Raw genomic sequence first — 15,971 nt, 5'->3', positions numbered from 1 at the left:
CTCGGGGCGCTCGGCTACTGCTTTGCGTGAGTTGGCGTTGACGACTTTCCTGTATCACCCGATCAAGTGCAGCAGTCCGCCCACTGCCCTGAGCCGGACATCGTTGGCGCAGCGCACGTACCCCTTCAGCTTGACCAGAACGCCAACAGCCGCTCGCGCCCGTCGAGACAGCTCTCGCAATCGGAGTACCACCGCACGAAGCGGGTCACAGCGGCACGCTCGTTCAAGGACAACAGACGGACCAGCTCGTCGAAGGAGGAGAGTCGGTCCTCTGGAGGCGGGGTGAGCACCCAGACCACCCAGAAGCCCGGATCGCCGGCCTCCTCGGTGCCGAAGAGGCAGTGATGTACGAAGGCCGGGAAGAAGTACCAGAACGCCTCCGGCAGCAGACACCGCAGGTCCATCCGGATCTGCAACAGGTCGACGGCGGCCAGTTCGTCCCAGCTCTTTCCCGACACGGCCCAGGCCACATCCTCGGTGTACACGCACGAGTGCGCCAAGAGTTCGCCGGGGCGTTGACGGGCGGCAAAGGCGGCACGGAGCTGCTCCCAGATCTGGGTGCGCTCGGAGAGTTCGGCCAGCTCGTCTTCATCGAGTTCGTACTCCACGGGTTTCCCTTCCTTCTTCGCGGCGCTCTTCTCTCGACCCAACGGTGGTGAGACATCACCGCACTGCCGCAGAACGCATCAACCTCAGCCACGCCGAGCGATCATGCCGGATCATTCTCCGCACGGGTTTGCGCCGCAGTGCAGACGCCGCCGGTATGGCCTCACCTGGACCAGAAGCGCGGCTTCCACCCGCGAGATCTCCCTGCGGCCCCAGCCCCCGACGCGGACACCACCCGATACTCACCTTCACCTGAGGGATGCGGCTCCTAGGTGTGTTGATCGCGAGCGTTGTTGAGATGAAGGCATGACGGCGGGTGTGGCGAGGCTGCCCTCACACCTCTGCCACGCGGCGGCCTCCGTGACTGGCTGGCCTCGTCTTCGAAGACGATCCATGCCGCGCGGGCCAGCGCAGTTCTTCCATACCTCGACGGCCGCCTCGTTGCGCTCGATCGCCGGGCGCGGGCTGTCGGCAGAACCATCCGTGCCGTCCGAGCAGCCTCCGAGGGGCGATGAGGACCCCCCTAGGGGGTGCCGGATGGTGTGGGGGAGTGTGGTTTGCAGTGAGCCTCCGGTTGTGTTGGTGAGGCCGGGGTGTTGCTGAAAGTGGTGTGTGGTGTTGAGGGCTCGATGGTCTCACCTTTGGGTTGTTCAGCTGGGGAGTTGGGGCGTCGGTGTCGAGGCGTTGAGCAGGGTGGTTCCTGCTGGGGTGAGGGTGTGCAGGATGCGGTTGCGGTCGCGGTGCGCGTCTGTGAGTGCGCAGGCGCGTAGTGCTGTGGCGTGTTCGCTCGCGCTCGCGGGGGAGATGCCCAGGTGTCGTGCGACTTCCGATGTGGTGCTGCCGGGGTTTTCGGCGATTGTGTACAGGACTCTTGCGCGTGTGCGGCCCAGCAGTGTGATCAGTGATTGCGATACGTCGGCGAGGAGTCGAGCCGTGGTGATGTCGTTCGCCGTCGGGCGGGAGAACGCGTCGGGGCCGTCGATGGGGTAGGACAGCCACGGTTGGGCCGAGTCCGAGTGGCCCAGAGTCGGGGCCGGCGTCTGGAAGACCGTGGGGATCAGGAGCAGGCCTCTGCCGTTCAGGTGGACGTCGCCGCTGTGGCCGGAGACGAGGCGGACCTCCAGGACGGGCGGGCGCCAGCGGATCCACCGGGGGTTGAGCCCGTTCAGCACCTTCTCCAGGCCGTCCTCGGCGAAGTGGCGGCTGCGGGTGGCGCGGTCGGCGGCGGCCAGGTGGGCGATCCTCGGCCAGTACGGTGCCACGACGCGTTCGTACGTCTGCTCCATCACGTCGACCAGCAGGTGCAGGCGCCGTGGGTCGTCGCCGACCCGACGGGCTTCGGCCGGTACGCGGGGGACGAGCTCCGCCCAGCGTTCCATGTCGGTCCGCAGGCGCCGGGCCGGCGTGCGCCGTACGGACTCCAGCATGTCCGAAACGCTGCCCGGTTCCGCCGTGGTGAGGAAGTCGGCCGAACTCGCGCGTCCTGGCAGGACGTCGAACAGCAGCCGTGTCCGCCGGTCGAGTCCGGACAGGGCGCGGCGCCCCCAGGCCGCGAAGCCGAGTGGCCGGTCGGGGACCTGCAACATCCGCACCGCCGCCGCCAGTTCCCGCAGGGGGTGCGGCCCGTCGGCCAGCCGCACGCGGGCGACGTCGGCCGGCGTGAAATGTATTCGCAGAGTCATACGGGCGATGTTCCGTGTGCTCCGTCTTTCGGTCCAGACCGAATCTCCTCGATTTCGTGTACGGCGCACGGAAGTCTTGTGCCGCGCGGCACCGCCACCGCCTCGGCGCGGGGGAGGCGTCGGCCTCAGGGTGCGGTGACCGGCGGAGATGGCGTCGGCTGGACCGGACAGGCGCCACCGGCGACGGCCGGATGGGCGTGGGAAGCGGACGGCGGGGAGGACAGCCCGCCGGTCACGCCCCTGGGACAGAGGAAGCAGCGGTCAACGGGAGGAAAGGTATGCGATCGAACAGCCTGGCAAGGTCAGTCGCGGGTGTCGCCCTCGTCATCGGGATCACCGCCGGAGGGCTGGCGGGCGCGGGCTTCGCGGCACCCCAGCCGACCGCCGGCGCGGGGGCGGCGGAGGCCGGGGACGTCGGCGTGCGCGCGGTGAACAACCTCGGCCTGAGCACGCAGCAGGCCAAGTACGTCCAGTGCTTCCTACGCGTCGAATCGACGTACGCCGGCGCCATCGACGGAGCGCTGGGCAACGGCAGTTGGGCCGCCATGCAGCGTCACCTCGCCGCGTACTGGGGCTACCCCGCCAGTCAGATCGACGGGGCCGTCGGCCCGAACACGCTGAAGGCGCTCCAGAGGATGCTGGCCTACGGCTACGGCTACGGGTACAGCGGCAGCATCGACGGGCTCGACGGGCCGAAGACCCGTGCCGCGTTCGCGAGGTTCGCCGACGAGCAGCGCGGCTACTGCTGAGACCCGATGACCGCGGCCCGTCCTTCGGGGAGGGAAGGGCGGGCCGCGTCGCGGCGCCCCGGCGGGCGGGGGAGTGCGTTCGCGCCCGGGATCGTTGCCGTTGTGGAGGCGGTGCGGGCGGCCGGGGGCCGGACCACGGTCGTACGCCGTCCCCGTGCGTGCGCAACCAGCGCCGGGTGTGCAGTCGCACCCGCCCGTGACACCCTTGTCACGGGCGGCTCCGTGGTGCGGGGCGCCCTGTGACGCATCGGGAGGTGTCAGTGGCCACATCCACAGCGGTGGTGTGGGTGACGGGGTTCGGAGCCGTAGCGGTGAGCGTCGGCGTGACGGCGTGCGTACGGGCGTGGGCGCAGGTGCAGATAGCGAGGATCGAGACCAAGCGGGGCACCGCACCGGGCCGCCCGCGCTAGGTGGGGGCCCCGGCGCCGCCGGGGGCTGCTCGCGTGCCAGGGCGCGGCAGCCTTTCCGTGGGCCGGGCGTGAAGAAGACCCGGTCGCTGGACGGCATTTCGGCGGTGGGAACATGCTCGCGTCGGTGCATGCCGGAGAGCGGGGCAGGAAGTCTCCCTGCCGGTGCGACGGGGGACGGCCGGACGTGGAGAGCGGGTGGGGTCGTGACTGCCAGGGCTGTTGTTCGGCTCGTCGGGGGGGGTGTGCCCTCGTCCTCGCGGGGTGTGGCGCCGCGCAGCCGGACTACCCGGCGCCGCTCAGTACGGAGGAGGCCGAGGTGGTGGGCAGGTGGTGCGGTGAGGGCGGTGCCGAACTCGATCTGTCGGCCGAGGGCGGTTTCACCGCGTCAGCGGTGACGGGCTACTACAGCCTCCTCGGAGCCGCGCCAGGTGAGAACCGTCTTGGGACCGAGACACGTGACGGGCGGGGCGAGTGGCGCCTGTCGAACGCCTCACCCAAGTCCTCACAAGTGGCATTGAAGTTCGCCAAGGGTGAGGTCGCCTACTTCTTCGCCGGTGTCGAGGAGGAAGCGGCGGTGCTGTGGAGCGACCTCGAAAAGGACGGCGACTTCGTCGTCCTGACACGCTGCTGACCTTCACTCCCCCGGGGCCAGGCCGCCTCGGGGGAGGGGGAGTGCCAGGCCGGTGAGACGGGTTGTGGCCGGGCCGTTGTGCAGTGCGGATGTCACGTCGGCGGGCAGGGAGGTCAGGCCCAGCAGGCCCGTCGCCAGGGTCGCCGTCGTGCGGTGCCAGTCGGGGGCGCGGCGCAGCATCGCGTGGTCGCCGCTGTTCACCACCAGGCGGCATACCGCCGCCCCCGCCGCGCGGGCGCGTGCGGCGAAGGCCAGTGAGCCGTGCGGGTCGGTGATCCGGTCCGCGTCGCCGTGCAGCAGGACCGTACGCGTCCCGGTGAGCTGGTCCACCGGCTCGTCCGGCGGGCACCACGGCGCCAGCGCCACCACGCCGCGTACGCCCGTACGGCCCGCCGCCCGCAGCGCCGCGCGGCCGCCCATCGAGTGACCCACCAGCACCACCGGCACGGGACCGAACCGCCGCGCCACCTCCGTCAGCGCGTCCTCCGCGTCCCGCAGCGCGTCGGCGCGCCCGCCGTTCCAGCCCCGGTGCCGGTAGCGGACGACGCCGGTGACGACGCCCCTGCCGCCCGCCGCCGCCCGCACGGCGCGGGCGAACGGGAGCATGCGCAGCGCCGGCAGGTTCCACCGGCGCGGGCGGCCCAGGCCGTCCGACCGGCCGCCGTGCAGGAAGAGCACCACGCCCTCCGCACCCTCCGGCCCGGCGCCGCCGCCGGTGCGCATGACCAGGGCCCGGTTCCGTTCCATGTGCCGCCTCCTCACTTCCGAACTTCGAGTACGTCCGCTCCTGCCCCTTCTTCGGCGCGGAGCCCGCCCCCGGATGGGTCCGTCCGGCTGATTCCCCGCATGTTCTTCCCGCGCCGACCAATCCGCGCCCGCCCCGGCGACGAAGCACCTGTGAACCTGACAGGCAGTGGTGGTGGAAGGGGCGGACACATGGCACAGGACCGGCGGCGAGTGGCAGTCGTGGGGTCGGGCGTCGCGGGGCTGACCGCCGCGTACATCCTGCGCCGCACCGACGACGTGACGCTGTTCGAGGCCGACACGCGGCTCGGCGGCCACGCCCACACGCACGAACTGCCCGGCCCCGACAACACCCTGATCGCCGTGGACAGCGGCTTCATCGTCCACAACGAACGCACGTACCCCACCCTGCTGCGGCTCTTCCGCGAACTCGGCGTCCAGACGCAGGACTCCGAGATGAGCATGTCCGTACGCTGCGAGGGCTGCGGCCTGGAGTACGCGGGCGCGCGCGGCCCGCGCGGTCTGTTCGCCCAGCCGCGCAACGCGTTCCGCCCCCGCTACCTGGAGCTGCTCGGGCAGGTCCCCGTCTTCCACCGCGCCGCCCGCAGGCTGCTCGACTCGTCGCCGCACGCGGGCGAGCCGACGTTCGGCGAATTCCTCACCGCCGGGGGCTACTCCGACTACTTCGTCACGCACTTCGCCACACCGCTCGTCTCCGCCGTCTGGTCCTGCTCCGCGTCGACCGCGCTGCGCTACCCCGCCCGCTACCTGTTCCGCTTCCTCGCCCACCACGGCCTGCTGAGCATCTCCGGATCACCCACCTGGAAGACGGTGACGGGCGGCTCCCGCGCGTACGTGGACCGCGTCGCGAAGGAGCTGACGTCCGTACGGACCGCCACGCCGGTGCGCGCGCTGCGGCGCTTCCAGCGCGGCGTGGGCGTGACGACGGGTGACGGCGCCACCGCGCTGTTCGACGCCGTCGTCGTCGCCGTCCACCCCGACCAGGCGCTGCGGATGCTGGCCGACCCGACCGAGGACGAACGCCGCGTCCTCGGCGCGTTCCGCTACTCCCGCAACCCCACGCTCCTCCACACCGACACGTCCCTGCTGCCCCGCGCGTCCGGCGCCCGCGCCTCCTGGAACTACCTCATGCCGTCCTGCACGGCCGCCGCCGACCGGGTGCGCGTCAGCTACGACCTGACGCGCCTCCAGCGGCTCCCCGGCCCGGCGACGCACGTCGTCACGCTCGGCGGCGAGGACCGCGTGGACCCGGACCGGCTGCTGGCCCGCATGGACTACGAACACCCCATCTACACGCCCGAGTCGGTCGCCGCCCAGGCCCGGCTGCCCCGGCTCAACACCCCCGTCACCGCGTACGCCGGTGCGTATCACGGCTGGGGCTTCCACGAGGACGGCTGCCGCTCCGGCGTGGAAGCCGCCCGCGCGCTGGGGGTCGCCTGGTGACGGTCCGCCCGGTGACGCCCGCCCTGTACGCGTCGCAGGTGACGCACGTCCGCACCAGCCCGCTGCGCCACCTCGTACGCCACCGCACGTACCTGTGGCTGCTGGACCCCGATCACCCGCCCCGCATCCCCCTGCCGCTGCGCCCCCTCGCCCGTTTCGACGCACGCGACCACTTCGACGGCACCCACCGCACCATCCGCGCCGGCCTCGACGCGTACCTCGCCACCCAGGGCGTCGAACTGCACGGCGGACCCGTGCTGATGCTCACCCACGCACGCGTCCTGGGCTACGTCTTCAACCCCCTGACGCTCTACTGGTGCCACGACCCCGACGGCACGCAGCTCTGCGTCGTCGCCGAGGTGCACAACACGTACGGGCAGCGGCACTGCTACCTGCTGCGCACCGACGCCGACCACCGCGCGCGCGTGCCCAAAGAGTTCTACGTGTCGCCGTTTTTCCCCGTGGACGGCGCCTACCGCATGCGGCTCCCCACACCCGGCGCACGCCTCGACGTCACCATTCACCTCGACCGCGACGGCGGCACCCCGTTCACCGCCACCCTGCGCGGCACCCGCCGCCCCGCCACCCCCGCCGCGCTGCTGCGGGCCGCACTGCGCCATCCGTGGTCCACCGCCGCTGTGTCGGCCGCCATCCGCGCGCACGGCATCCGACTGTTCCTGCGCGGCCTGCCCATCCAGCCGCGCCCACCCCTCACCCCTACACCGCACAAGACCCAGGAAGGCACGCGATGAACGCCCCCGTCGCACGGAAGCCGAGCCCGACCGTCCCGGCCGTGGACCCGGCCCGCTGGCCCGACGTGGCCGCCATACCGCCCGCCTCCCGCGCGCGCACCGCCCTCACCCGCGCCGTCGTCCGCCGCGCCCTCGCCCGCCTGCCCCTGACCGCCCGGTTCCCCGACGGCACCACCCTCGGCACGGGCGGCCCGCGCCTGGAGATCCACGACACCGACGCGTTCCTCCGCCGCCTCGGCACGGAGGGCCTGATCGGCTTCGGCGAGTCGTACATGGCGGGGGAGTGGGACGCGCCCGAACTCGCCGCCGTCCTCACCGTCCCGGCCCGGCACGTCGGCACCCTCGTGCCCGCCCCCCTCCAGCGCCTGCGCCGCCTCTGGGCCCGCCGCACACCCCACGCCCACCGCAACACCCCGGAAGGCGCCCGGCGCAACATCCAGCAGCACTACGACCTGTCCAACGACCTGTTCGCCCTCTTCCTCGACGACACGCTGACGTACTCCGCCGCCCTCTTCGACCGCGTCCCCGCCCGCCAGGCCGACCTCGCCGACGCCCAGCGCCGCAAGATCGACCGGCTCCTCGACCTCGCCGGCGTCCGCGACGGCACACGCCTGCTGGAGATCGGCACCGGCTGGGGCGAACTCGCCCTCCGCGCCGCCGCACGCGGCGCGCACGTCGTGTCCGTCACCCTCTCCCACGAGCAACGCGCCCTCGCCCTCGACCGCATCCGCCGCGCGGGCCACGCCGACCGCGCCCACGTCCTGCTGCGCGACTACCGCGAGATCGACGGCACGTACGACGCCATCGTCAGCGTCGAGATGATCGAAGCGGTGGGCGCCGAATTCTGGCCCGCCTACTTCACCGCGCTCGACCGCCTCCTCGCACCCGGCGGCAAGATCGCCCTCCAGGCCATCACCATGCCCGACGACCGCATGCGCGCCACCCGAACGGGCTACACGTGGATCCACAAGTACGTCTTCCCCGGCGGCAAGATCCCCTCCACCGAAGCCATCGACCGCACCGTCACCCGCCACACCCGCCTGCGCATCGCCGCGCACTACGGCTTCGGCCCCCACTACGCCGAAACCCTCCGCCTGTGGCGCGAACGCTTCACCGCCCGCACCGACGACGCCGCCGCCCTCGGCTTCGACCCCGTCTTCCACCGCCTGTGGACCTTCTACCTCGCCTACTGCGAAGCCGGATTCACCGCCCGCTACCTCGACGTCCGCCAGCTGCTGCTCACCCGCAAGGAGACCGCGTGAAGAACGTCGCCCCCGCGCTGACCGACCTCCTCGCCCACGCCCTCGGCGGACGCCCGCCCATCCGCCTGCGCGCCTGGGACGGCAGCCAGGCCGGACCACCCGGCGCACCCCTCGTCGTCCTGCGCACCCCCCGCGCCCTGCGCCGCCTCCTCTGGCAGCCCGACGAACTCGGCCTCGCCCAGGCGTACGTCACGGGCGACCTGGACGTCGAAGGCGACCTCTCCGACGCCCTGCGCACCCTGTGGGACGCCGCCAGGGAACGCGGCCTGCACCCGCCCGCCCCCACCCCGGCCGCCCGCGCCCGCGCCGCACTCCTCGCCCTGCGCACCGGCGCCATCGGACCCCGCCCACCCGCCCCCGCCACCCAGGCCCGGCTGTCCGGCACGCTCCACAGCAAGACCCGCGACAAGGCGGCGATCAGTCACCACTACGACCTGTCCAACGACTTCTACGCCCTCCTCCTCGACCCCACCATGGCCTACTCCTGCGGCTACTGGGCCAGCGACGACCCCGCCCACACCCTCGCCGACGCCCAGCGCGACAAACTCGACCTGATCTGCCGCAAACTCCGCCTCACCCCCGACGCCCGCCTCCTCGACATCGGCTGCGGCTGGGGCTCTCTCACCCTCCACGCCGCCGAACACCACAAGGCCCGCGTCGACGCCGTCACCCTCTCCGCCGAGCAGCGCGACCACGTACGCGCCCTCGTCACCGGACGCGGCCTAGACGACCGCGTCCGCGTCGAACTGCGCGACTACCGCGACCTCGACAGCGGCGGCTACGACGCCGTCGCCACCGTCGAGATGGGCGAACACGTCGGCGACGCGCAGTACCCCGCGTTCGCCGCCGTCCTCCACCGCGCGCTGCGCCCGCACGGCCGCCTCCTCGTCCAGCAGATGTCCCGCGGCGCGAACGCACCCGGCGGCGGCCCGTTCATCGAGGCGTACATCGCCCCCGACATGCACATGCGCCCCCTCGGCCACACCATCGGCATGCTGGAGGACGCCGGCCTCGAAGTGCGCCACGCCGAATCGCTGCGCGAGCACTACACGCGGACCATCGACGCGTGGCGCGACCGCCTCGAAACGCTGTGGCCGCAGGCCGTGGACCTGGTCGGCGAGGAGACCGCCCGCGTGTGGCGGCTCTACCTGGCGGGCTCCTCCCTCGCGTTCGCCGAACGCCGTATGGGCGTCGACCAGATCCTCGCCGTACGCCCCGCCGCCGACGGGAGCGCGCGGTGAGCGGCTTCGCCTGGGGCGCCTTCGGGCTGAACGCGGCGGTGGCGGCGGGCGCCGCCCTCACCGTCATGCTGGCCACCTTCGCCGTGGCCGTCGTCAGAGGGCTGCACCGGATCGTCGACGTCGCCTGGGGCCTCGGCTTCACGGCCGTCGCCGCCGCCTCGTACGCCGTCTCCGCCGCCACCGGCACCGGCGACCCCGTACGCCGCGCCCTGGCGCTCGCCCTCACCGCCGCCTGGGGCCTGCGGCTCGCCGTCCACATCGCCCGCCGCGGCCGGGGCCACGGCGAGGACCCCCGCTACGAGCGCATGCTCGCGCGGGCGCCCGGCAACCGGAACGCCTACGCCCTCCGCAAGATCTACCTGCTCCAGGGCGCGCTGGTCTGGCTCGTGTCGCTGCCGGTGCAGGCCGCCTGCCACGTGGACGCGGGCGCCGGACCCGTGACGTACGCGGGCGCCTCGGTGTGGCTCGCCGGACTGGTCTTCGAGGCGGTCGGTGACCACCAGCTCGCACGCTTCAAGTCCGACCCGGCGCACCACGGCCGGATCATGGACCGCGGCCTGTGGAGCTGGACGCGGCACCCCAACTACTTCGGCGACTTCCTCGTCTGGTGGGGCCTGTTCATGATGGTCTGCGACAGCTGGCAGGCGGCGGCGCTCACCGTCGTGTCGCCGGTCGTGATGAGCCTGCTGCTGACCCGGGGCAGCGGAGTGGCCCTGCTGGAACGGCACATGGCCGACCGCCCCGGCTGGGAGGAGTACACCTCCCGCACCCCCGCCTTCTTCCCCCGCCCGCCACGCCGCTGAACCCGTTCACCCGAAGAGAGCGAGGAGGCGTTCGGCGCGTGCGGTGGCACGGACGCGGTCGGTTCGCCTCTCCCTGTCTCGCGGGTCCCCGGAAGCTAGAGTGCGCTGCGCCGACGAGCGCTGCCGAGACTGGCCGATCTTCACGAAGCCGTGCTGACGGTCGGCGGACTCACGTAGGTGACTCTGAGGCGCTGCCGAACAATCTGGCCGTGTGTAATTTGGACACCACGAATGCGCTAGCGTTCCTAAGCGGCTTTTATTGAGCCGTCCAAAGATATTGGCGGCCGTTTTCGCTGACGGCTGAGGATCGCAACAGAGTGCACTGCGGGGTGCCGGTCTATCTGAGTTGAGCAGAAGACGAGCCGAAAGTATTACTTTCGGCTCGTCTTCTTGTTTTCGCCCCCCTGTCGTCGGCGCCGTCCGTCGGCGTCCGCGTGTCGCGAGCAACGTTCGGCCTGGAGCGCTAGTGTGATCAGTGCATTAAGGGTCACCTGAGATAACCGGTCCCCTCAGTGAACTCTGAACTGGAGGAAGAGATGGTACTCAACATGCTGCCGACGGAATGGTGGGTGGGGTGCGGGATCACGGCAAGCGCCCTGCTCTGGGTGCTGATTCGTCGTAAGCATTTCCGCATGCAGTTGATCGCACGACTCAACTGGTCGAGACGAGACGACGTGCCGAAATCTCCGATGTGTTGCCCATGTTCTGTCGAAAGCTCGCCGTCTTCGGTCGGCAGGCCCTTGATTCATATCTTCGTCGGTGGAGCGCCGAGTTGGCAATCGTTCGTAACGGTGGTCAGCAAGGACGGTGTTGGGGTGGCCATGCCCTCGACTGTGCCGACTGAATGAGGCAACGGCCGATCTCCTTGCCTCTTGGCTGCCGTTCTATCCCGCTGATGCCCTCAGAGGACGAGGTCGTCGCGGTGGGGTGTCAGTTGGGCGAGGCCCAGGGTGCAGACGTCGGTCAGGCCCGCGTGGGGGAGGCGGTAGATCCGTACGTTGTCCCGTTGTTTGTCGATAAGGCGATCGATCGTGTCGAGCAGGCGCAGGAGGTCCGTCTCGTCGGCGACGATCTCGAAGACCGACTTCTGGACGCGTATCCCGTGGCCCTCGCACAGCTTGGCCATGCGGCGCAGGCGTCGGCGGCCGTCCGGAGTTGTGGTGTCCACGTCGTAGGTGAGGAGGAGGTCCATCACGACGGGTTCCACGGGAGGTAGCCCGGCAGTTCGCCTCTGACGTGGCGGGCCAGGAGGCGGCACTGCACGACGGGCAGCAGTCCGGTCGGCACCGTCCGGCCGACGACGGGATGCTCCCACTCCTCGGTCTTCCACTCCTGCCACGCCGCCAGCACGGCCTTGCGGCCGTCCTCGGTGAGGCTGACGGCACCGCCCGCCAGGTTGTCGAAGTGCTCCGCCCGCAGCTGCCGCCGGTTGAGGAGCGTGAGCGCGAAGCGGTCGGCGAGCGGGGCGCGGAACTCCTCCATCAGGTCAAGCGCGAGCGCCGGTTTCGCGGGCCTGATGCCGTGGAGGAAGCCGATGTACGGGTCGAGGCCCACCTGTTCGGCGGCACCGTGGACCATGCCGCGCAGCAGGCCGTAGCTGAAGGACAGCAGGGCGTTGACCGGATCGGTGGGCGGCCTGCGGACGCGGTGCGTGAACGGCGGGATGCCCGGTGCCGGCCTGAGCAGGAGCCGCAGCGCGGCGAAGTACGTGCGCGCGGCGTGGCCCTCGTACCCCATGAGGTCGTCGATCGTCTCCGCCTTGGCGGCGGACGTCAGGATTCCGGCGAGCACGGCGGCCGCCTGACGGATCTCCTCCCGGGGCCCCGGTGGTGCGTCGCGGGCGGCCCGGAGCAGGACCCACCGGCTGTTGCGGACCTTGCCCGCGAGCATGCCGCGGGCGATGGCGATCCGGGGCGGCATCCGGTCGTGCAGGAGGTGCTGGCCGTGCCGGAGCAGGACGTTGCCCCGGACGGCGCCGTCAAGTCGGGCCTGGAAGCGGCCGGAGCGGGACATCCACGTCACGGGACGGGCGTCCTGCGCGCAGCGGGCGAGCAGTTCGGTCGAGAGGTTGACGTGGCCGTAGACCACGATGCTCTCGATGCGCCGCAGGGGGAGGGATCTGCGGGTCTCGGTGTCGGGCAGCCAGACGCGTAACGCGTCCTGGTCCAGGCGGAGATCGGCCCCCTGGGTCTGCACGTAGAGGGTGTTCAACAGCTCGGTGGTCATGACGGGTCGTCTTCTGGGTCGTCGGGTGTGAAAAGCGAGTCGAGGGCCTTGCCGTACCGGTCGGCGCGGGCGAGGACGCGGGGCATGCAGTCCGTGGCCATGGAGCAGCGGCGGCACCGCGCGTCGGTGGCGGGCGCCGGGAGCGTACTGGTGTCGAGGAGTTCGCGGACGGCATGGGTGGCGGCGAGGACGCGTGCGTGCAACTCCGGTGTGACGTCGATCAGATGACGGCGGCGGTCGGCCGAGGAGTAGACGGCTGCCCGGGGCACCGGGCGCTGGAACATCTCCTGGAGGCAGATGGCTTGTCCGGCTGCCTGCACGTCCGCCGGGCCACCGGGGTGGTAGCGGCCGGATTTGTGCTCGACGGGCAGGACGGTCCCGTCGGCGTGGATCTCGACGGTGTCGCACGTACCGGTCAGGCCATGGCCGTCGTGCCAGACCGGCAAAGCGTGGACGACCCTCACGCCGCCGCGTCCCCGGTTGCCGGGGGTGTCGACGCGCTGGTGCAGGAGCGTGCCACGGACGGTGGCCGCGTCGTCGGCGAAGGCGTCCTCCAGGAGGATGAGTCCGCACTGCCGGGCGCAGTAGGCGTAGTGCTCCAGCGAGGAGAGCGTGACCTGCGCGGGCTCGCGACCGGCCCTCGCCGGAGCGGTGGCGGTGGCGGTGTCGTTCATCCGATGAGCCGGGTCAGGGTGACGCCCGCGGGCAGGTCCGCTTCCCGCACCTCGATGGGGCCGTAGTCGGTGATGCTGCGGGCCGTGGAGTCGGGCAGGTTCTTGACGGTGATCCTCTCGAAGAGCGTGTGCGAGGGGGCGCGGCCGAACGCGTCGTCGTGGGTGAACACGTACAGGCCGCGCAGGGCCAGCGCTCCGCGGGAGGACGCGCGGTCGTGCTCGAACATGCCCATGAACGCGCGCCAGAACAGTTCCAGGTCGTCCCGGCTCACACCTGTGCGGTGGGCGAGCGGCGCGCTGAAGTGGCCGGTGCCCCGGTAGAGGGCGTAGGGCACGATGTGCTTGGAGCCCATCTCGGTCTCCTTGCCCTTGTTCTTCTCCGTCGGGTTGTTCCAGGCGTCCACGTCCTCCTGCTTGGTGGGCGTGACGCGGGTGATGCCGATTTCCAGCGGGGTGATGGGATCGACGGACCGGGAGAACGAGATCTGCACCGGCCCCTGCACCCGCCCCGCCTGCTTCTTCCCGGTGCTCATGACGGCGCCGAACATCCGCACGTCGTAGAAGTTCTGGCACATCCAGGCACGGGCCTGCGCGGCGTCGGCCTTGTCGCCCAGGTCGCTGTACGCCCGCTCGTGCTGGCTGTTGAGGGAGACACCCGCCTCCACGTAGATGTGACGGCCCGGCGCCGGCTCGTGCTCGGCGAAGAGCGCGACCGTGTTGCGGATCTTGCGCTTGATGGCGACATCGCTGATCAGACCCTGGCCGGTGATGGGGTCGGTACGGGGCATGCCCCCGGCGTCCGGGTCACCGTTCGGGTTGCTGTCGGTGGCGTCGATGAGGAAGAGGAAGTCGTGCTTGCGGGTCGGGTCGAGGTGGGCGTCGGTCATGCTGTGTTCTCCGATCGGGCGGGAGGGGGTCGTGACGGGTCAGGCGACGGGGGTGGGGGCGCTGTCGGGGGCGTTGCCGTTCTTCGCGGCCTTGGCGTCCTTGGCCGCCTTCGCGGCGGCGAGGTCGGCGGCCCGCTGCTGCTCGTAGCCGATGACGAAACGCCCCTGCCCGCGCGCGGACAGGTGGGACGGCAGGTCGTCGGCGAACGCGGCGAAGACCGTGGTGAGCCTGTTGCGCAGCGCCCAGTACGCGCCCTCGTTGTCGCGGCGGAGGCGCTTGAGGTGAGCGTTGGCGCCGTGCCGCAGGTTCGCCAGGACGGTGCCGGGCGCGGTCATGGCGGTGCCGAAGTACTTGTCACCGATGGTGGCCCTGATGTCCGGGAGCGCGGCGCGCTGCACGGCTTCCAGGACGGCGAAGGCACGTCCGCACAGGTAGGCCGGGTCCGTGCTGTCCGGGTCGAGCTGCTGGGGCATGGGGCGGTCCGTTCGGTCGTGAGAGCGGGAGAGAGCAAGGCGCAGCAGCGCGACGCGGGCGGTGTCCACGTGGTTGTCGGCGCGGATGCGCTGGAGGAGGTGAGGAAGGAGGCGGGCCGGGAGCGGTGTGCGGCGCACGGCGGAGAGGAACAGGTCGCGTTCCATGCCCTGCGGCGCGCTGTTCTTGACGTACTGGTCCTTGCTGTGACGCCCCGTGGCCAGCGCCATGAGCCACAGCGGCAGGTAACGCGTGGAGCCGGTCCAGCCGTCGAACACGCCGTGGTCCTGGTACCAGGCGCCCAGATTCGCCTGGACCGCCACCAGGGGGATGTCGAGCCAGTCACGGACGACGGTCCTGGCGTTGTTGAGTCCGAGCGTGAGGGAGTGGAAGTCCTTGTCGGCCACCCCGTGCAGGGACTCGGGTGTCGGGTGCTCGTCCAGCGCTTTGAAGAAGTGTTTGATCGCTTCCGGGTCTGGGGGGTTGTCATACAGCGCCTCGATCAGGGGCCCTGCGAAGCCGTCCCGGACCCACCAGAGGAACACGCTGTCAGGGAAGCGGCGGCGATGCTTCTCGTCGGACAGCAGGTGGTTGAGCGCCGCCATGGCCCGGCCGCCGCATCGGTCGCACACCGGGGTGTTGACCAGCTGGATGCTGCCGTTCCTGCCCTGGGCCTCGGTGTTGACGCTGACGAGCTGGGCCTCGTTGCTGCCGCCGGTGGAGGGGATGAGGCCCTTCTTCACCGGCTCGGGGATGGTGGCGAGGAGGTTGCCCACCTTCCCGCAGACGAGGCACAACGCGCGTGTTGCCTCGGCGCCGCCCTTGCGCTCGCGGACGATCCTGCTCCACAGGCGGCGTACGGCCGGCAGTTCGTGGAGCCATTGGGCCCCCACCATGACGGCGACCGTCTCCCGTGCGTCCATGTCGTCCGGGACGGTGAGGCTGGAGATCCCTGCGCCGTCGAGGAATGTGGTCAGCGCCTTGGCACGCGGATCGTCGGCCGCGGTGTCCGTCCAACGGGACACGAGAGCCCGGTAGTCCGCCTGGCGGCGTGCGGCCTCGGCTCGGTTCTTGGCGGTGGGGCCGTCCGGGGCGGAGGCGTTCCGGGGGACACCGAGGACGAATTCGGCGGTGTCCACGAGGAGGAAGGGGGCGACCTTGGTCCCGGAACGCTGCACGTACGGCACGGCCTGTACCACGGCCGTTCCCTTGGCCTTCTTGGCCGGGCGCAGGTCGATCAGGGAGCCGCGCCGGCCGTCGTCGGTGAGCACGAGCCCCCAGTGGATCTGGCGGTCCCGGTAGAACTCCGGCGGGAGGACGTCGGCGATGCGGTCGGCGTATTCGGTGAGTCGCTGGAGCAGCATCGGC

At 71.2% G+C, this 15,971-nt stretch carries 17 protein-coding genes; 9 read left to right on the top strand and 8 right to left on the bottom strand.

Going from position 1 to position 15,971, the window contains the following annotated elements; all coding sequences use genetic code 11:
* Window positions 1-125: 125 nt before the first annotated feature.
* Together ACL02R_RS03880 and ACL02R_RS03875 are read right to left on the bottom strand one after the other, a co-directional pair.
* The gene (locus tag ACL02R_RS03880) at window positions 126-608 is read right to left on the bottom strand and encodes a hypothetical protein (protein ID WP_412795411.1); all 483 of its coding nucleotides are present in this window, start codon (window positions 606-608) and stop codon (window positions 126-128) included.
* Between the two features lie 648 nt (window positions 609-1,256).
* Window positions 1,257-2,288 carry a DUF5937 family protein gene (locus ACL02R_RS03875; RefSeq protein WP_412795410.1) on the bottom strand — a complete coding sequence of 344 codons (1,032 nt, stop codon included), beginning with the start codon at window positions 2,286-2,288 and terminating at the stop codon, window positions 1,257-1,259.
* 278 nt (window positions 2,289-2,566) lie between these two features.
* Here ACL02R_RS03875 and ACL02R_RS03870 point away from each other — a divergent pair, with 278 nt between their 5' ends.
* From ACL02R_RS03870 to ACL02R_RS03860, 3 genes are all read left to right on the top strand, one after another.
* Entirely contained in the window at window positions 2,567-3,037 is a 471-nt protein-coding gene (locus ACL02R_RS03870) for a peptidoglycan-binding protein (RefSeq protein ID WP_412795409.1), read from the top strand.
* A gap of 260 nt (window positions 3,038-3,297) precedes the next feature.
* Entirely contained in the window at window positions 3,298-3,447 is a 150-nt protein-coding gene (locus tag ACL02R_RS03865) for a hypothetical protein (RefSeq protein ID WP_412795408.1), read from the top strand.
* A gap of 316 nt (window positions 3,448-3,763) precedes the next feature.
* Window positions 3,764-4,078, top strand: a complete 315-nt coding sequence (locus ACL02R_RS03860; RefSeq protein ID WP_412795407.1) for a hypothetical protein — start codon at window positions 3,764-3,766, stop codon at window positions 4,076-4,078.
* A gap of 3 nt (window positions 4,079-4,081) precedes the next feature.
* Here ACL02R_RS03860 and ACL02R_RS03855 read toward each other — a convergent pair whose 3' ends face one another.
* Window positions 4,082-4,825, bottom strand: a complete 744-nt coding sequence (locus tag ACL02R_RS03855) for an alpha/beta hydrolase (protein WP_412795406.1) — start codon at window positions 4,823-4,825, stop codon at window positions 4,082-4,084.
* A 189-nt stretch (window positions 4,826-5,014) separates the two neighbouring features.
* Here ACL02R_RS03855 and ACL02R_RS03850 point away from each other — a divergent pair, with 189 nt between their 5' ends.
* The 6 genes from ACL02R_RS03850 (at window position 5,015) to ACL02R_RS03825 (ending at window position 11,192) form a co-directional block, all read left to right on the top strand.
* Entirely contained in the window at window positions 5,015-6,286 is a 1,272-nt protein-coding gene (locus ACL02R_RS03850; RefSeq protein WP_412795405.1) for an NAD(P)/FAD-dependent oxidoreductase, read from the top strand.
* Window positions 6,287-6,297: 11 nt separating this feature from the next.
* On the top strand, window positions 6,298-7,038 hold the full coding sequence (locus ACL02R_RS03845) for a DUF1365 domain-containing protein (protein WP_412795404.1): 741 nt from the start codon (window positions 6,298-6,300) through the stop codon (window positions 7,036-7,038).
* A complete protein-coding gene (locus ACL02R_RS03840) occupies window positions 7,035-8,300 on the top strand; it encodes a class I SAM-dependent methyltransferase (RefSeq protein WP_412795403.1) in 1,266 nt (421 codons plus the stop codon). The genes ACL02R_RS03845 and ACL02R_RS03840 overlap by 4 nt, the downstream gene beginning before the upstream one ends.
* Window positions 8,297-9,541 carry a class I SAM-dependent methyltransferase gene (locus ACL02R_RS03835; protein WP_412795402.1) on the top strand — a complete coding sequence of 415 codons (1,245 nt, stop codon included), beginning with the start codon at window positions 8,297-8,299 and terminating at the stop codon, window positions 9,539-9,541. The genes ACL02R_RS03840 and ACL02R_RS03835 overlap by 4 nt, the downstream gene beginning before the upstream one ends.
* Entirely contained in the window at window positions 9,538-10,344 is an 807-nt protein-coding gene (locus tag ACL02R_RS03830) for a DUF1295 domain-containing protein (protein WP_412795401.1), read from the top strand. Before ACL02R_RS03835 ends, ACL02R_RS03830 begins: the two co-directional genes overlap by 4 nt.
* 512 nt (window positions 10,345-10,856) lie before the next feature.
* A complete protein-coding gene (locus ACL02R_RS03825; RefSeq protein ID WP_412795400.1) occupies window positions 10,857-11,192 on the top strand; it encodes a hypothetical protein in 336 nt (111 codons plus the stop codon).
* Between the two features lie 53 nt (window positions 11,193-11,245).
* Here ACL02R_RS03825 and cas2 read toward each other — a convergent pair whose 3' ends face one another.
* Genes cas2 through cas8c form a run of 5 tightly spaced genes read right to left on the bottom strand, consistent with a single transcriptional unit; the run spans window position 11,246 to window position 15,967 of the window.
* The gene (gene cas2 / locus ACL02R_RS03820; RefSeq protein WP_412795435.1) at window positions 11,246-11,536 is read right to left on the bottom strand and encodes a CRISPR-associated endonuclease Cas2; all 291 of its coding nucleotides are present in this window, start codon (window positions 11,534-11,536) and stop codon (window positions 11,246-11,248) included.
* Window positions 11,536-12,570 carry a type I-C CRISPR-associated endonuclease Cas1c gene (cas1c, locus tag ACL02R_RS03815; protein WP_412795399.1) on the bottom strand — a complete coding sequence of 345 codons (1,035 nt, stop codon included), beginning with the start codon at window positions 12,568-12,570 and terminating at the stop codon, window positions 11,536-11,538. The genes cas2 and cas1c overlap by 1 nt, the downstream gene beginning before the upstream one ends.
* On the bottom strand, window positions 12,567-13,244 hold the full coding sequence (gene cas4 / locus ACL02R_RS03810; protein WP_412795398.1) for a CRISPR-associated protein Cas4: 678 nt from the start codon (window positions 13,242-13,244) through the stop codon (window positions 12,567-12,569). Before cas4 ends, cas1c begins: the two co-directional genes overlap by 4 nt.
* Window positions 13,241-14,131 (bottom strand): type I-C CRISPR-associated protein Cas7/Csd2, encoded by an 891-nt coding sequence (gene cas7c, locus ACL02R_RS03805; RefSeq protein WP_412795397.1) that lies wholly within the window; start codon window positions 14,129-14,131, stop codon window positions 13,241-13,243. Before cas7c ends, cas4 begins: the two co-directional genes overlap by 4 nt.
* 39 nt (window positions 14,132-14,170) lie before the next feature.
* Complete coding sequence (gene cas8c / locus ACL02R_RS03800) at window positions 14,171-15,967, bottom strand: type I-C CRISPR-associated protein Cas8c/Csd1 (RefSeq protein ID WP_412795396.1); 1,797 nt, start codon at window positions 15,965-15,967, stop codon at window positions 14,171-14,173.
* Window positions 15,968-15,971: the final 4 nt, after the last annotated feature.

The sequence above is a fragment of the Streptomyces sp. MS19 genome, from assembly GCF_047200595.1.
GTDB lineage: Bacteria > Actinomycetota > Actinomycetes > Streptomycetales > Streptomycetaceae > Streptomyces.
This window is presented reverse-complemented; position numbering and strand designations above follow the sequence as displayed.

Excerpts from the sequence above, each read along its gene's own strand:
- ACL02R_RS03840 (WP_412795403.1), top strand. The coding sequence starts at position 7,035 with ATGAACGCCCCCGTCGCACGGAAGCCGAGCCCGACCGTCCCGGCCGTG.
- cas7c (WP_412795397.1), bottom strand. The coding sequence starts at position 14,131 with ATGACCGACGCCCACCTCGACCCGACCCGCAAGCACGACTTCCTCTTC.
- cas2 (WP_412795435.1), bottom strand. The coding sequence starts at position 11,536 with ATGGACCTCCTCCTCACCTACGACGTGGACACCACAACTCCGGACGGC.
- ACL02R_RS03850 (WP_412795405.1), top strand. The coding sequence starts at position 5,015 with ATGGCACAGGACCGGCGGCGAGTGGCAGTCGTGGGGTCGGGCGTCGCG.
- cas1c (WP_412795399.1), bottom strand. The coding sequence starts at position 12,570 with ATGACCACCGAGCTGTTGAACACCCTCTACGTGCAGACCCAGGGGGCC.
- ACL02R_RS03870 (WP_412795409.1), top strand. The coding sequence starts at position 2,567 with ATGCGATCGAACAGCCTGGCAAGGTCAGTCGCGGGTGTCGCCCTCGTC.
- ACL02R_RS03875 (WP_412795410.1), bottom strand. The coding sequence starts at position 2,288 with ATGACTCTGCGAATACATTTCACGCCGGCCGACGTCGCCCGCGTGCGG.
- cas4 (WP_412795398.1), bottom strand. The coding sequence starts at position 13,244 with ATGAACGACACCGCCACCGCCACCGCTCCGGCGAGGGCCGGTCGCGAG.
- cas8c (WP_412795396.1), bottom strand. The coding sequence starts at position 15,967 with ATGCTGCTCCAGCGACTCACCGAATACGCCGACCGCATCGCCGACGTC.
- ACL02R_RS03855 (WP_412795406.1), bottom strand. The coding sequence starts at position 4,825 with ATGGAACGGAACCGGGCCCTGGTCATGCGCACCGGCGGCGGCGCCGGG.